16 protein-coding genes and 1 riboswitch are annotated in these 15,574 nt (G+C 56.1%); of the genes, 12 read left to right on the top strand and 4 right to left on the bottom strand.

Annotation, left to right across the window (positions count from 1 at the left end):
- Positions 1 to 15: 15 nt before the first annotated feature.
- The 3 genes from EYR88_RS13730 to EYR88_RS13720 all read right to left on the bottom strand — a co-directional run bounded on the left by EYR88_RS13730 (position 16) and on the right by EYR88_RS13720 (position 2,203).
- Positions 16 to 1,119 (bottom strand): VIT1/CCC1 transporter family protein, encoded by a 1,104-nt coding sequence (locus EYR88_RS13730; RefSeq protein ID WP_131090314.1) that lies wholly within the window; start codon positions 1,117 to 1,119, stop codon positions 16 to 18.
- A 31-nt stretch (positions 1,120 to 1,150) separates the two neighbouring features.
- Complete coding sequence (locus EYR88_RS13725) at positions 1,151 to 1,417, bottom strand: hypothetical protein (RefSeq protein WP_131090313.1); 267 nt, start codon at positions 1,415 to 1,417, stop codon at positions 1,151 to 1,153.
- 13 nt (positions 1,418 to 1,430) lie between these two features.
- A riboswitch (SAM riboswitch) is annotated at positions 1,431 to 1,544 on the bottom strand.
- Between the two features lie 44 nt (positions 1,545 to 1,588).
- Entirely contained in the window at positions 1,589 to 2,203 is a 615-nt protein-coding gene (locus tag EYR88_RS13720; protein ID WP_131090312.1) for a DinB family protein, read from the bottom strand.
- A 173-nt stretch (positions 2,204 to 2,376) separates the two neighbouring features.
- On the opposite strand from EYR88_RS13720, the gene EYR88_RS13715 reads away from it, so the two are divergent.
- The 4 genes from EYR88_RS13715 (at position 2,377) to EYR88_RS13700 (ending at position 6,308) form a co-directional block, all read left to right on the top strand.
- Complete coding sequence (locus tag EYR88_RS13715; protein WP_131090311.1) at positions 2,377 to 2,940, top strand: helix-turn-helix domain-containing protein; 564 nt, start codon at positions 2,377 to 2,379, stop codon at positions 2,938 to 2,940.
- Between the two features lie 94 nt (positions 2,941 to 3,034).
- The gene (locus EYR88_RS13710) at positions 3,035 to 3,451 is read left to right on the top strand and encodes a hypothetical protein (protein WP_131090310.1); all 417 of its coding nucleotides are present in this window, start codon (positions 3,035 to 3,037) and stop codon (positions 3,449 to 3,451) included.
- A 227-nt stretch (positions 3,452 to 3,678) separates the two neighbouring features.
- Positions 3,679 to 4,665 carry an agmatinase gene (gene speB / locus EYR88_RS13705; protein ID WP_131090309.1) on the top strand — a complete coding sequence of 329 codons (987 nt, stop codon included), beginning with the start codon at positions 3,679 to 3,681 and terminating at the stop codon, positions 4,663 to 4,665.
- Complete coding sequence (locus tag EYR88_RS13700) at positions 4,665 to 6,308, top strand: thiamine pyrophosphate-binding protein (RefSeq protein ID WP_131090308.1); 1,644 nt, start codon at positions 4,665 to 4,667, stop codon at positions 6,306 to 6,308. Before speB ends, EYR88_RS13700 begins: the two co-directional genes overlap by 1 nt.
- A gap of 119 nt (positions 6,309 to 6,427) precedes the next feature.
- On the opposite strand, the gene EYR88_RS13695 is transcribed toward EYR88_RS13700, so the two are convergent.
- Complete coding sequence (locus EYR88_RS13695) at positions 6,428 to 7,294, bottom strand: inositol monophosphatase family protein (protein WP_131090307.1); 867 nt, start codon at positions 7,292 to 7,294, stop codon at positions 6,428 to 6,430.
- 80 nt (positions 7,295 to 7,374) lie between these two features.
- On the opposite strand from EYR88_RS13695, the gene EYR88_RS13690 reads away from it, so the two are divergent.
- From EYR88_RS13690 to EYR88_RS13655, 8 genes are all read left to right on the top strand, one after another.
- Positions 7,375 to 8,094, top strand: coding sequence for a GntR family transcriptional regulator (locus EYR88_RS13690; RefSeq protein WP_165477376.1), 720 nt, complete (start codon positions 7,375 to 7,377; stop codon positions 8,092 to 8,094).
- Positions 8,095 to 8,202: 108 nt separating this feature from the next.
- Positions 8,203 to 9,348 carry a CoA transferase gene (locus EYR88_RS13685; protein WP_242632587.1) on the top strand — a complete coding sequence of 382 codons (1,146 nt, stop codon included), beginning with the start codon at positions 8,203 to 8,205 and terminating at the stop codon, positions 9,346 to 9,348.
- A gap of 15 nt (positions 9,349 to 9,363) precedes the next feature.
- Entirely contained in the window at positions 9,364 to 10,542 is a 1,179-nt protein-coding gene (locus EYR88_RS13680) for an acyl-CoA dehydrogenase family protein (RefSeq protein WP_131090304.1), read from the top strand.
- A 36-nt stretch (positions 10,543 to 10,578) separates the two neighbouring features.
- A complete protein-coding gene (locus EYR88_RS13675) occupies positions 10,579 to 12,036 on the top strand; it encodes an aldehyde dehydrogenase family protein (RefSeq protein WP_131090303.1) in 1,458 nt (485 codons plus the stop codon).
- A 35-nt stretch (positions 12,037 to 12,071) separates the two neighbouring features.
- Positions 12,072 to 12,929: a 3-hydroxyacyl-CoA dehydrogenase family protein gene (locus EYR88_RS13670; RefSeq protein WP_131090302.1), complete on the top strand. Its 858-nt coding sequence runs from the start codon at positions 12,072 to 12,074 to the stop codon at positions 12,927 to 12,929.
- Between the two features lie 116 nt (positions 12,930 to 13,045).
- A complete protein-coding gene (locus tag EYR88_RS13665) occupies positions 13,046 to 14,119 on the top strand; it encodes a phosphatase domain-containing protein (protein ID WP_131090301.1) in 1,074 nt (357 codons plus the stop codon).
- A 15-nt stretch (positions 14,120 to 14,134) separates the two neighbouring features.
- A complete protein-coding gene (locus EYR88_RS13660; protein WP_131090300.1) occupies positions 14,135 to 14,602 on the top strand; it encodes an acyl-CoA thioesterase in 468 nt (155 codons plus the stop codon).
- Between the two features lie 63 nt (positions 14,603 to 14,665).
- Entirely contained in the window at positions 14,666 to 15,520 is an 855-nt protein-coding gene (locus tag EYR88_RS13655) for a siderophore-interacting protein (RefSeq protein ID WP_131090299.1), read from the top strand.
- The last annotated feature ends 54 nt before the right edge of the window (positions 15,521 to 15,574 follow it).

The raw sequence follows: 15,574 nt of genomic DNA, 5'->3' as shown, positions 1-15,574 counted from the left end.
AATAATTCCTTGGCTCTAGCCCAGCTGTACGTCGAAGATGAGTCCCAAGCAGTAGGTCACTGCCGCAGCTCCCCAGCCGATGGCTAGTTGGCGCAGCCCACGCTTCATCGGGGACGCTCCGGAGAGTAGACCTACGATAGCGCCGGTGAGCATCAAAGCAATTCCGACTAGGGCCACCGAGAGGATCACGGCAGGCAGGCCGCTCATGCCGAAGATATACGGCAGGATCGGGATGACCGCACCGGAAGCGAACAGCAGGAACGAGGTGCCGGCGGCGCCGGTGGCCGAGCCGAGCTCCTCATGTTCATTTTCCAGCTCTTCGGACCGTTCTTCCGGGTTCAGTGAGAAGGCTGGGTTGCAATCACAGGTGAAGAGGCCCATGCGTTCGGCAGCGCGATGCTCAGCATCTTCATCGTTCATTCCGCGAGCCTTGTAAATCAGTACCAACTCGTTGGCATCCAGATTCAGATCGGGGGCCGCGGTGAGCGTGACCTGGGTAGGCCGGGATGCGGTGAGTAACTCTCGTTGAGAACGCACGGAAACAAATTCGCCAGCGGCCATCGATAATGCTCCGGCCAGCAGCCCGGCAATGCCGGAGAACAAGACAAAAGTGGAAGAGACGCCGGTGGCGCCAATACCCATGATGAGCGCCAAGTTGGAGACTAGACCGTCATTGGCGCCAAATACGGCGGCGCGGAAGTTGCCCGAAAGCTGAGCGCGACCGGCGGTGGCCAAAGCACGCACTACCTCTTCGTGGACCTCTTCGTCGGCGGCCATTTGCGCGGTCGCGTCCTGATCATCGCGGTAGGGGGAGCTGCTCTCAGAGCGCTGTGCCATAGCCAAAACGAACACCGAACCGAAGCTAAGCGCCAAAAAACGCAAGATGGTGCGCCTCAAGGAGGGGCGGACCGTCTTGGCGTGGACACCTAGTTTTTGTCGCCAGTGTTCCTCATGGCGTGCTTCGGCCGCGGCCAGACCTAGAAGGATTTGCTTCTCTTGCCCAGTTTTCTTTTGGGCTAGGGTCCGATAGATGGCACCTTCAGCGACCTCGTCGGCCAGATACTTGCGCCAACGTTGGATTTGGGCGCGGGTAGGTTCGGTTGCTGACTGGTTCGGCATCACGAATACAGCTCTCTTGGCAGATAACGGATCAGCTACCCAGTTTAGACAGCGGTCTCAGACTTGGGAATTTGGCAAGACTAAAAGCGATGCTCTGCCCCTCGGGCTGACCGGAGCTAGCAATGGAAAGTACTAGCTGCGAGGTCGCCGGTTCAAAGATCGGGCGGCGCGCGGATCGGACGATGAGCAATTCTAAGCGAGCTGGATCGCACACGTATCGAATGTGCCATTGGCCCTGGACCTTGAACTGAACTTGTCCGGTTTGGCGGTCGATGATGGGCAGGACGGAATATGCCATGGGATGCGCTCTCACTGAGTTCTTGCCCGGCCACAAAATTGTGAACGGACCGCTTCGTCATCCGAACCACCCATGAATCTGGGGTTGGTGCACGGCAAGTCGGAGCTTTACGCCGTGTCTCGTGAAGCAACACTTGCGATGCTACTCCCGTGCAAGTAAGCCAGTGAAGTCCTAGCCTGAAATATTTCCTTCATCCGCGCTGGACCCAGCGTCTAGCGTCTGGGACAGCTGGTTGATCTTCGTGTACTGCTGTTCCCACTGGGTTGTGGAATACGGGGGAAGGTTGGGAGCTTCGGGGCGAAGACCGGTGAAGCCATCAAGCTGTTCGCGCACGATATCAAGGTGCCCGGCGTGCCGGGAGGTTTCAGCGATCATATGAATCATGAGCTGTTCCAAGGTGGTGTGCCGGCGGCGAATCCACCATGGCACTTCGGCCGGTGCATCCAATGGCAGGGACGCGATGCTCTGTTCGCAGAATGCGACCGCCTGTTGATAAAAATCAATGATGTCGCCGGCGGTGAAGTGTGCTGGCGGTAAAAAGTCGGCTTGCGGATCGTCGGAGTCCATGAGTTCTTGCACATAAGGGTTGTTGATCTCTCGGCCCAGGCACTGGCCGAAGTATCCGTATTCGGTGATGGCCAAGTGATGCACTACGCCAAGAACATGCGTGCCGGTGGGCGTCAGTGGCTTGCGGGCCAAGTGATCGCTCAGTCCCTGAGCTTTATAGATCACCGCGTTGCGGGCGTCGTTGAGGTATTCACGCAAAAGCTCTTTGCTGTTCTTCATATGCCGAGTGTAATCAGCCGGCTGCTCAGCGAACAGCAGTTGTTGTGGTGTGCGACATATTTGACGCACCCCAGCTAGGGTCTGTTTACTATTGGTAAACCTGCCTGCTGACTTAGGCAAATGGCAGGAAGACGCCTAGTGCGTCGGAACAACAGAGGCGATGGAGCAAAAATATGAAGACCCTGCCCGTGGAATCAACCGGTGCTGCAATCAATATTGGTTCACGGCTACGCGGGGTGCGCCAAAGGCAGCGGATGACCATCGACCAGGTTGCTGAACTGTCCGGATTGACCAAGGGCTTTCTCTCGCGTGTTGAGCGAGATCTGACCAGCCCTTCGGTTTCAACGCTGCTGAAACTATGCGAAGTGCTCGGCATTGAAGTGGGAACGCTATTTGAAGTGCCTGAAACGATGTTGGTGCGATTGGCCGAAGCGCCACGGGTGTCCCTAGGCGGAGAAGGAATCACTGAGCAATTGGTGACACCGCGTAGCGAAAGGCGGGTTCAGATGATTCGCGCTGAAATCGCGCCCAAGGGTGTTGGTGAAGCCGAACTGTATTCGGTGGACTGTGAACTGGAAGTTTTGCATGTGATCTCGGGGAGGTTCACTTTAGTGTTGCCGGATCAACGCGTTGAACTCCAAGCCGGAGACACTATGACCTTCCCAGGGCGCGAGCCGCATAGCTGGGAAAATGAAGCCGATGAAGTGGCCTTGGTGACGTGGACCTTGATCCTCTAACCGGGGAGCCTTACTCGTGCCGATGCGTTCAAGCGCGTATTCTAAAAAGGTGTGTTCACCGTACGCACATGGTGCGGCGAGCGATAGGAGTGGCGTGAGTACTAGCGAAACAACTGGCACTCAGAACCAGCTACGCTCTATCGGCTGGTGGGCTTCGGTGTTCCTTGGTTTACTCGCGGGGACCACCTTGACGTGGATTCGTACCCAGCGCAACTTCTTTTTCATCGGCGCGGTCATCATCGCTGTGGTGATTGTGATAATCGGAATGCGCACCATCCGGCGGCGTGCACGCTTCCCTCAAATGGCTCAAGCCCATACTTCTTGGCCATATGCCGTCTGGACGATGGTTCTTCTCGTTCTTGTGGGTCCAATTCAGCTGGTTTACGTGGCCGATGATCCCGGTGAACTTATGCTCAAATCTCTCATTCTTTCCACCGGCTTTTGCGTGGCAATCCACGAGCTGGATCGAGCAATGATCAAAGCCACCAGGAAGTACCTTCGCCAAGAATAGAATTTTTAGACGTTCTGCCTTCAGTGCTCAGGATCGTCAAATGCTGCCGTAGCCCTTTGTAGGGCTACGGCTTTTGTTGTCTTTTGCCCCGGAATTCGCGTCATAGTCACTATTTTGGTGCTCTGAGTCTTGACGTGACCTCGCCAACAAAATAGCATAATGGGAAACGTAAGTTTCATATTAGGCAACTATGGCAGTTGCCGAATAAGTGCCAGGAGGGCAAGAGCATGAAAGAAGTTCGCATCGAGGAAAACGGCAAGCTGGGGCCAATCAATGCAGCGATGATCCCTCGCTACGCCGGCGCCGGTACCTACGCCCGTCTGCCGCGTCTGGACCAGGTCCAGAGCGCTGACATCAAGATCATTGGTGTGCCTTTTGATACCGGTGTTTCCTACCGTCCAGGTGCACGCTTTGGTGCCAACCACGTCCGTGAATCCTCGCGCCTGATCCGCCCTTACAACCCAGCCACCGACACCTCGCCTTTTGCTCAGAGCCAGGTAGTTGACGCCGGTGACCTCGCGGTGAACCCGTTCAACATCAATGAAGCTATCGAAACGATTCAGGAAGAAGCCTTGGAGCTAACTTCTGACGGTTCAACCCTGGTCACCATCGGTGGCGACCACACCATCGCACTGCCACTGCTGCGCGCTGCATCCGAGCGTGCCGGTGCACCGGTGGCCATGTTGCACTTCGACGCTCACCTGGATACCTGGGACACCTACTTTGGTGCCGAGTACACCCACGGCACCCCATTCCGCCGTGCGGTAGAAGAAGGCATTCTGGATACCGAAGCCATCTGCCACGTGGGTACTCGCGGCCCGCTGTACGGCAAGAAGGACCTAGAGGATGACAAGCGCTTCGGCTTTGGCATCGTGACCAGCTCGGACGTGTACTACCAGGGTGTGCGTGAAATCGTTGACAAGCTGCGTGCGCGCATCGGCAACCGCCCGCTGTACATCTCGGTGGACATCGACGTACTTGACCCAGCCCACGCACCAGGCACCGGAACCCCGGAAGCCGGCGGCATCACCAGCCGTGAGCTACTGGAAATCCTGCGCGGGTTGCGCGGACTGAAGATCGTCGGCGCCGACATTGTTGAGGTCGCCCCAGCTTACGACCACGCCGAACTGACCGGTGTGGCCGCCAGCCACGTCACCTACGACCTAATCAGCCTGATCAGCGACTTCCGCGCCAACCAGGGATTGAACAAGTAATGACAACACAGCCCCAACGTAACGGCGGCGACCTGGTCATTGAGACCCTCACCGCGCTGGGAGCTAAAACCGTGTTCGGCATCCCCGGACAGCACGCCTTGGGGCTGTTCGACGCGCTCTCCCGCTCAAACCTGGAATTTGTCTCCTCGCGAGTGGAGAACAACTCGGCCTTTGCCGCCGACGGCTATTCGCGCGCTACCGGTGAGGTGGGCGTACTGTTCCTCTCCACCGGCCCCGGCGCGCTAACCTCGCTGGCTGGACTGCAGGAAGCCTATGCCACCGGTGTGCCGATGGTTGTTGTGGCCAGCCAGATCCCACTGGATGGACTGGGTGCACGACGCAAGGGCATGCTGCACCAGCTCGATGACCAGAAAGCTTCGGCGGCCAACGTCACCAAGTTCCAGCAGACCGTACATCACGCCTCTGGCATCCCTTCGGCCATTCAGGATGCTTGGGCGCGTGCGATCACTGTGCCCATGGGGCCGGTGTGGGTTGAAGTTCCCCAGGACGTGCTGCTCGCTGAAGTGATGGTGCCACCGGTGCAGGATGCTTTGGCTGAAGCCTATGAGCACCCACCGCGTGAAGAGTTGATCCGCGAAGCAATTAACTGGCTCTCCGATGCACAACGTCCGGCCATTATCGCCGGTGGTGGTGTGCGCCGTGCCGGTGCGCAGGCCGAACTGTTGGCCGTGGCGCAAGCCTTGCAGGCGCCGGTGCTTTCCAGCCCGGGCGGTAACGGGGCTTTCCCGTGGAATCATGAACTGTCCTTGCAGTCATGGGTTGAAGACCGTCACGCCACCGAGGTTATGGAAGACGCCGACGTATTGTTGGTCATCGGCTCGGCCCTAGGCGAAGTGACCAGTAATTACTTCACCCTTGAACCGCGCGGCAAGATGATTCAGATTGACGCTGAACCACGAGTTCTGGAGTCCAATACTCCTGCGCTTGGTATTCGCGCCGACGCCCGCGAAGCGCTGAAGTTCCTGGACCGGGGATTGAAGGATGCCGGGTACACCTCGCGCGCTTCATGGCATGGACAGCGACCACAGCAGGTGGTCGCGCAGACCCTAGAAAAAATCCAGGCACGCCTGGATGCTCAGGATCTGGGCAAAGAACAAAAATTCATGGAAGACATCCGTGCCGCAGTTCCGGCATCGATGCAGACCTTCTGGGATATGACCATTGCAGCCTACTGGGGCTGGAGCTGCTGGGATGCCAAGGATGGCCAGTTCCATTCGGCACAGGGTGCCGGCGGTCTGGGCTTCGGTTTCCCTTCGGCCATTGGTGGCGCGATTGGTACCGGGCAACGAGTACTGGCTGTCAGCGGTGACGGTTCCTCGATGTACTCCATCGCTGAGCTAGCAACCGCCAAACAACACCAGGCCCCAGTGACCTGGTTGATTGTTGATGACGGTGGCTACGGCATCTTGCGTGAGTACATGGAAGGCGCTTTTGGTAAGGCTACGGCCACCGAGCTGGTCCGGCCCGACTTTGTCGCACTGGCTCAGTCCTTCGGTGTTCCGGCGCGTGAGGTCGAAGTTGATCAGATCGGTGACGCGCTCAAGCAGGCGCTTACCGAAGAGGGACCAAACGTCATCGTGGTCAAAACTCTGCTGAAGATGTTCGCCCCGACTCACCTCTAAACAGCATCGGCCAGGGAGTAGTACTGGCAATCAAGTGGTGGCCTAGAACCCGTAGCAAAAGCTATCGGTTCTAGGCCACCACTTTTGTTTTGTGCACAGTTTGTCGCCGCTGAAAATTTTTAGCGCACCGTGCGGGTGCGCAACTGATGGATCTGCTGTGCTGCCGAATTTAGCGAAGGGTAGTTGGCGCCCGGTCCTTGGGCGATAAAACCGGGACACTCGTGATCGGCTAACCCGGTTTCACCGTAGGCCAACCCACGGAAAGTTCCGTGTGTCATGCGCACCAAGTGTGCTCCGGCGGCGACGTCCCAAACTTTGGTATCAAAGCCGATGGTCGCATCAGACCAGCCGGCGGCAACGTGAGCCAAGGCTAGAGCGGCGCTGACCTTTCGGCGCACGGTGGCAAAATCTTGAATCCACTGACCAAACAGTTGCAAGGCGATATCGCCATCCTTAGTCAGTGACTCTGCCCCGGGATAGTCGGTCATCAGATTGGCGCGAGATTGTTCCGGACGGGTGCCCGGACGTAGCGGAACGTCGTTGAGCATCGCAGCATCCGAGTTCGCGCTGAACTCGTCGCCGGTGACTGGATCGATGATCACCGCGGCCACCAGCTGGCCGTCAATGGCAGCTGCGATGGAAATGCAGAAGAACGCTACGCCGTGAACAAAATTGCTGGTCCCATCGATGGGATCCACGATCCACTGCACCTTGCCTGCGGCTTTATGGCCGGAGGTGGTAGTTAGTTTCTCTTCGCCAAGCACCCACGAATCGGGTACCGCAGTTAACAATGAATCGGTGATGAGCTGTTGGCTTCGGCGGTCAATGTCGGTGACCAGATCATGGGTGCTGGTTTTGTGCTCAACATTTACTGCGGTGCGAAAGGAAGAAGACAGTAGGGGAGCTGCGCTACGTGCTGCATCCAGCGCAGCCAGGCGCAGGTCTTCGGCCAAAAAATTCTCAGGGATCGATTGTTGCTCACTCACTGTGTCAGCTTATCGTGCCCGTGGAAACGTTCAGATGGTAGATGGTCAGGATCAAGACGAATCAAGATAAGCTTCTGCTCATGAGTAGCATGCAACCGATTGCCCCTAAAGCCTCGCTGACCGAACAGGTCACCACAATGATCCGGGCGGCCATCGTTGCAGGGGAGATGGCCCCTGATCAGCACTATTCGGCCATTGGCATTTCCGAGAAGCTCGGGGTCTCACGCACTCCGGTGCGTGAAGCTTTGCAGCTCTTGGAAAAAGAAGGCATTGTGACTGTGGCGAAAAACCGCGGGGTGCGGGTCAACCAGATCTCCTTGGAAGATATCGTTGAGGTCTTCCAATTGCGGTTGGCCATTGAACCGGCAGCTGCCGCACGCGGTGTGCTCAACGCTACTGACGCTGACCGTGCCCGACTCACCGAACTGCACGAGCAGATGATCAAGGTTGGGCAGAGCGGTGACGGGAGGGCCACCCTAGAGGCCGACAAAGAATTCCACCTGTACCTGCTTGGATTAGCCAGCAACAAAAAACTGGACAGTGTGGTGGGGCAGTTGCGCAACTTAGTGCTTGCTCATGGGCAAACTACCGTGCCCTATGCCCGCAGCAGTCAGGAGTTAGCGGGGGATCGTGAGCAGGTTATGGCTGCGATCCTTGCTAAGGATGCCCCGGCCGCTGCCGAAGAAGTGCGTAGACACATCATGCGTACCGCGCAAATGCTGATCCGTTCGATTTGTTCGCGGACTCCGGGTCTTGAAGCTCAGCCATTTTTGGACCGTCTTGAAGATCTAATTTCCTAGCTGCACCTAGCAAAGTTCCATTAAGTCTTGCCATGAGTGAGCTACGCAACATAGAGTAGCATGCAACATGTAACAACCATCAACTTAGCGGAACCGGAGGTGAAAGTGGTGAGTCAACCGCTTGAGGGAGTCAAGGTCATTGACCTCTCGCGCATTCTTGCCGGGCCATTGTGCACGATGACATTAGGTGACTTCGGCGCCGACGTCCTCAAGGTTGAAAGCATCGCGGGCGACGAAACCCGGGGATGGATTCCACCGGTCAATGCCCAAGGCATCAGCACCTACTACTGGTCGGTGAATCGCAACAAACAAGCAGTCATTGTCGACTTTGCCAACACCGCTGCGCTAGATCGACTGCTGGCACTCATCGCGGAAGCCGATGTCCTAGTGGAGAACTTCCGCCCCGGAGTACTGGCCAAATTCGGCCTGGACTACGACAGGCTCAAAGCACTGAACCCGTCACTGATTTACTGCTCAATTTCTGGATTCGGTGAAAAACAAGGTGCCACACTGCCCGGATTTGATCTTCTGGTCCAAGCCGTCGGTGGGCTGATGAGTATCACCGGAGAACCAGATGCCACGCCTAGCAAGGTAGGAGTAGCGCTGGTAGACGTGCTGGCAGCACAGAACGCTGTCACCGGAATACTGCTGGCCTTACGCGAACGTGAGAGTAGTGGACAAGGGCAGCGAGTAAGCATCAACTTGCTCTCATCATTGCTCGCCGGACTGACCAACCAGTCAAGCAGCACACTGGCCACCGGCCAAGCGCCAGCACGTATGGGTAACGCGCACCCCAGCATTGCACCCTATGAAACCTTCAACACCAGTGATGGGGTAGTAGCCATAGCGGTGGGTAATGACCGGCAATTTGCTGCACTGTGTCAACAACTCGGAGATCCGGCGCTCGCCGAGGATCCACGGTTCTTCACCAACTCAGCCAGGGTGGCCAATCGTGGGGTGCTCAAAACCCTCATAGAAGAAGTCACCAGTACAAGAAACGCAGCAAGCTGGGCCGCCAGCCTGATGAATGCCGGGGTACCAGCAGGAAAGGTCAACTCCGTTGCTGAAGCCATTGACTTCGCTAAAGAGCTGGGCCTAGATCCGGTGGCAGTCATCAAGGATGAAGTCACCGGAGAAGGGACTACTCAGATATCCAGCCCCATCGGTCTCTCGCGCTCCGCAGCCCAATACCGCAGACTTCCGCCAACCCACGGCCAACACCAAGAACTCTTTGACCAACCTACTCATGCTTAGCTCCGAGGAGAGAAAATGACCACCACAGAACATATCCTTGATCCGTCAGATTTGATCAACTTTGATTCCTTGCTCTCCACTGAAGAGCTGGCCCTTCGAGATACGGTGCGCGGCTTCGTCAAAGAGCACATCAAACCTAATATTGCCCAGTGGTACAACGACGCGGTCTTCCCAGTGGAAATCATTCCAGAAATGGCCAAACTGGGACTGCTTGGAATGCATCTACAAGGTTATGGCTGCGCCGGCCGGTCAGCGGTGGAGTATGGCATCGCCGGGGCAGAACTGGAAGCAGGTGACTCGGGACTGCGCACCTTTGTTTCGGTTCAGGGTTCGCTAGCGATGAGTGCCATCTACAAGCATGGATCGGAAGAGCAGAAGCAAGAGTGGCTGCCAGCGATGGCTGCCGGTGAAGCCATCGGTTGCTTCGGGTTGACTGAACCGACCGCTGGATCAGACCCTTCAAACATGCAAACTTTTGCGCGCCGCGATGGAGACGACTGGGTGATCAACGGGTCCAAGCGGTGGATTGGTCTGGCGAATATAGCCCACGTCGCGGTGATCTGGGCACAGACCGAGGAAGGGATCCGAGGCTTTGTGGTTCCTACCAACACCCCAGGCTTCACTGCGACACCTATTGAACAAAAACTCTCCATGCGTGCTTCGATCCAGTGCGAAATCGACCTTGTTGATGTGCGTTTGCCCAGCTCTGCAGTGTTGCCAAACGTCAAAGGATTAAAGGGCCCGTTCTCCTGCCTGAACGAGGCACGCTATGGCATTCTTTGGGGATCCATGGGCGCTGCACGCGACGCATTTGAAGACGCTTTGGCATACTCACAACAGCGAATGCAGTTTGACAAACCGCTAGCGGGATACCAAATGACCCAGCAGAAGCTGGTGGATATGGCTTTGGAAATAAACAAGGGCTTCTTGCTGGCTCTTCACATTGGACGACTCAAAGACGCAGGAAACTTGGATCTTCATATGATCTCGGTGGGCAAATTGAACAACTGTCGCGAAGCCATCAAGATCTGTCGCGAAGCTCGCACCATTCTTGGCGGGAACGGCATCACCTTGGACTACTCGCCGTTGCGTCATGCCAACAATTTGGAATCGGTACGTACCTACGAAGGTACCGATGAGGTTCACACGCTGATCTTGGGCAACAAACTCACCGGCGTTCCGGCTTTCCGCTAAACCGAGCTCTGAAAAAGAATCTAGAGGAATGTGACTATGGAATTAACTTCCACCCCGGTGTCCTTGTACCAGTATCTCAATGGCACTTGGGTTGAGGGCAAGGGGCGAGAAATTGTTTCGTCCGCTGCTGCTGATAACTCGCAGGTACTCGCCAAAGGCAGTGCAGCCAGTGAAGAACAAGTTGATGAAGCTTTTACAGCCGCTCACCAAGCGAAGAAAAGCTGGGCACGAACCCCGATGGCTACGCGTGCGGCCTTCCTCACCACGGCTGCGCGCTACCTCAAGGAGCATGCCGAGCAATTCGGCGAGGAACTGGTCAGCGAAGAAGGCAAAACTCGGGCCGAAGGTATCGGCGAAGTACTGCGCGCAGCCCAAATTTTCACCTATTACTCGGGTGAGGCCGAACGCGTTGCCGGGACTGTTTTCCAATCGCCGCGCACAGGGGAACAGATCTTGGTGACCAACAAGCCGCTGGGCGTGGTGGGCATTATTACCCCATTCAACTTTCCTATCGGTATTCCAGCTTGGAAAATCGCGCCTGCACTCGTCTTTGGCAATACGGTTGTGTTTAAACCTGCCAGCCTTGTGCCGATTTTGGCGTTGCGCCTGGCCCAAGCTTTGGATTATGCAGGGCTGCCAGCAGGAGTACTGAACCTGCTCATTGGTCCCGGTGCGTTGGGGGACCGAATTATTGCCAACGAGCACCTCAATGGTTTGTCCTTCACCGGATCAACTGCTGTAGGTCGCCGGCTCTGTGCCGCCGGCGCCTCGCGCGGCATCCCGGTTCAGGCCGAGATGGGAGGCAAGAATGCCTCGGTGGTACTTGCCGATGCTGATCTTGATCTAGCCTGCGAAGAAGTGCTCTTCGGGGCTTTCCGCTCTACAGGACAGAAATGCACTGCGACCAGTCGCCTCATTCTGGATGAAGCTATTGCCGAATCATTCATGTCAAAGCTCACCACTCGCTTGGAACAGTGGAATACCGGTGACCCTATGGACCCTAATGTTCATATGGGGCCACTGGTTGATGCCAAGGCTGCGAGTTCGGCGCGTGAGGGGATCCACCGCGCTCTGAGCCAAGGCGCGATCCTGCGGTTCCAAGGCAAAGCGCCAAAAACTGGTAATTATCTGGCACCTACCATCTTGGAGCTACCGGACGGTGAAGCAGGCCGGACGAACTGTAGTTGGCGCGAGGAATTTTTTGCCCCGGTTCTCGCAGTGCGCAAGGTCAGCGGCGCAGAGCAGGCATTCGAAGCGGCCGAGGATTCAGAATTTGGGCTGAGCTTGGCGCTGTTCACAAGTAATCTTGCGTTGGCCCTGACTGCTCAACAGACACTGGATGTTGGTATATTGCATGTAAATTCGGAGTCAGCAGGCGCAGATCCCCACGTTCCATTTGGTGGAGCCAAGTCATCAGGATACGGACCGAAAGAACAAGGAACGGCAGCTCGCGAATTTTACACGCACACGACCACCACATATCTGCGGGGCTGACAGTCGCCGCTGAAGTGCCGAAGAAAGTAGCATCAATGACGATTGAACGAATTTTGGTTATCGGCGCCGGAACCATGGGCCGGCAAATCGCAATGAGTTGTGCCTTGAGCGGCTACCAGACAATCCTTCAAGACATCTCTGCTGACGCCTTGTCTGCTGCACGCAAGGAACTGGAATCTTGGGCCGATTCGCGAGTTTCCAAGGGGAAGCTAGAACAAGCAGATGCTCAGGCCGCTTTGGAACGCCTGAGCGAAAGTACGGATTTAGTGCACAGCGCGGGCACTGCGGATCTAGTCATTGAGGCTGCCGTAGAGCGACTAGATATCAAGGAGCAGATTTTCGCCACGCTGGGTGAACACACCCCAGCCCACGCGATCCTTGCAACCAATTCCTCAACTCTGCCTTCGTCGCGTGTAGCTCAGGCCAGCGGACGACCTGCGCAGGTATGCAATATGCATTTCTTCAACCCGGCGCTGGTCATGAAGTGTGTTGAAGTAGTTCGCAATGAACAAACTAGCGACGAAACGGTGTCAGCGGTGACGGATGTTGCTACCCGTCTGGGCAAGCAACCGGTACTAGTAAACAAGGAAATCCCGGGATTCATTGCCAACCGCATGATGGGTGCTATCAATGCTGAAGCGTTGAACCTGGCCCAGCAGGGTATCGCCAGTATCGAAGACATCGATACCACCGCGAAGACAGCTCTTGGGCACCCGATGGGTCCTTTTGAACTCATGGACATGGTGGGTTTGGACGTCATCGATGTTATTGCCCAAGCTACCTACGCCGAGACAGGCGAGGATGCGGACAAGCCGCACCCGCTGATCACGGAGAAAGTTCAGGCTGGATTATTGGGACGTAAGAGTGGAGAAGGGTTCTACCCTTATTCCTGATGGAGCACTCCGCAAAACAGATCAGCAAGCGGAAAGGGTGCCTTGAGGCCGTGAATTACGGCGATTCAAGGCTTGTCTTTTTACTTGCTTGGCCGGTGACATGAAAGACTGTGAGCATGAGTCACATTTCGACTGATCAGCGAACTCGTCACGTAGCCTCACGCTTGGAAGACCAATTTCACGGTTGGCGTGCAAAGCGTGCACAGGCCAAAGGTCAGGGTGCCGTCATCCTTCCCTACACGGGATATGGTTCTTCCGGTCCTGAGGACGGCTGGATTCGTGTTTTGGCCCGCGTGGTCTTGGCAGGACCGGGCGCCTTTGAATTTGGGCAGCAGCAGGCTCAGGTGATTGCTGACGGGATCCGCGGATTCCGCAATTTCATTTCACCCATTCTTCCTTTTGGGAAGGTAAGCATTGATGTCGGGGACCAACGTTTTGAGGTCCAGGCAGACCGAGGCGGAGTCATTGACGTCAAGCTAGCAGTAGACCTACCTGCAGGCTGGCATGAAATTCACCTCCACGCGCATGGTGGCGACCAGGCGACCGCTCGAATCATGGTGATTGATCAGGCCCAGAAATTTGGTGTCATTAGCGACGTTGATGACACCGTGGTTGTCACTGCGCTTCCGCGTCCTTTGCTGGCGGCTTGGAACTCGTTTGTCCTCTCCGAGCATGCCCGCGTGGCCACTCCGGGCATGGCTGTGATGCTTCAAAAAGTTCAGCAGGATCACCCAGGCGGGCCAACGATCTATCTGTCCACTGGCGCATGGAATGTCGCGCAAACGTTGCAACGCTTCATGTCTCGCAACCTGTATCCAGAAGGCCCACTGCTACTTACGGACTGGGGACCTACCGAACGTTCATGGTTCCGTAGCGGTATGCAACACAAGGTTGATCAGCTACGCCGTCTGGCTCAAGAATTTCCTCAAATTTCGTGGATTCTGGTGGGTGATGATGGCCAGCATGACCCGGCGATTTATGCCGAATTTGCACGCCGTTATCCTGAACTTGTCAGGGCGATAGTGATCCGTCAGCTCACCCCTTCGGAAGCGGTGCTCGCAGGCGGACGTTCCAATGAACTACGCCGAACCACACCAGGTGTGCGGTGGATCTATGAGCCTGACGGCGCACGTATTCTTGATCAGCTGGTAAAACTTGGGCTCGTCAATGACGACGCCAAGAATATGTAGAAGGAAGTTTAAGTCGTGGCTGAGTCTGCACTTCGCGTACAAGTCCCCATGCGGTGGGGCGACATGGATGCTTATGGGCACGTTAATAACGTCAACCTGATCAGGCTGATGGAAGAAGCGCGCATTGCAGGCTTTGGTGTGCCGGGCGGCACTGGTGCCCCTGGGGTAGAGCCGAAGGCTGATATTTTTTCGGCGGTGCCAGCAGGGATCCAAATTCTGGTTGTGGAGCACCGTGTGCGGTACTCCAAGCCATTGGAGTACCGCAACGTCCCGGTGAATGTGGATCTGTGGGTCGCCAACATCAAACCAGCGAGCTTTGATATCTGCTACGAATTCCGTGATCCGATTGAGGACTACCTTTGTGTTAAAGCCTCGACTACTTTGGCCTACTTTGACCCGATTACTTCACGAGTTCAGCGGCTAAGCCTTGAGGAACGTGAGGGTCTGAGCGCTTTCGAAGGTGCAACGACTTTCCCCAAATAAGCTCTGAGGCTCCCGTCAATTAGGATTGAAGTATCTTTTCTTATTCGGACAGGGAGTGTTGACATGACTCAGCCAGCTGGTGGACGCACGCAAAACGAATCTCGTACTTCACGACCTCAAGTTGTATTGCAAGTACTCAAGCGCGAACACATCGGACCTCATCTGGTGCGATTGACGCTTGGTGGCCCGGGGTTTGCGCAATTCGTGGATAAGCCTGTCACGGACCGCTACGTTAAATTCTTGTTTGCAAAGCCAGAACTTGAATTGCCGTTGCCGTACAACTTGGATGAGCTGCGCACTAAGCTGGCTCCCGAGGATATGCCGGTTCGCCGTACGTACACAGTGCGCCGCAGCGATCATGAAGCTGGAACCATCGAAGTTGACTTCGTCGTTCACGGGGACGAGGGCTTGGCCGGCAAATGGGCACGAGATACTGAAATCGGATCGTCAATCTGCTTTGGCGGTCCAGCAGGGCAGTTCGTGCCCCGCGAAGAATTCGACTTCCACTTCTTCGCTGGTGATGAAACGTCGATTCCGGCTATCAGTGTCGCCTTAGAAGCTATGTCTGACCAAATGCGGGGCGTGACCATTATCGAGGTGGCTGACGAGGCTGATGAGCTGGACTTAGTCCACCCCGAAGGTGTTGAAGTTCGTTGGGTGCATCGCAACGCCCCATTCGCGCCTACGAACACCGTTTTGGAAAACACGGTGCGTGACTACCCTTGGCCAGGTGGCCGGGTGCAGGTGTTTGCTCATGGAGAGCGCGAAGTTATGAAAAAACTACGACTCTATTTCTATGATGAGCGCGGCGTGGACCGACGGGACATGTCCCTGTCGGCCTATTGGGCCTATGGTCGTGCCGAAGATACTTTCCAAGCTGAGAAGCGAACTGACGTAGGAAAAATCTTCGCAGACTAAACCAGCGGTTGCCCCTGTCTGCCCTCCTCCTACCTGTCTTCGGTGACGTCAAAT

Source organism: Arthrobacter sp. S41 (assembly GCF_004320535.1).
Taxonomy (GTDB): Bacteria; Actinomycetota; Actinomycetes; order Actinomycetales; family Micrococcaceae; genus Glutamicibacter.
The sequence above is the reverse complement of the archived record's forward strand: the minus strand, read 5'-3'. Positions and strand labels throughout refer to the sequence as shown.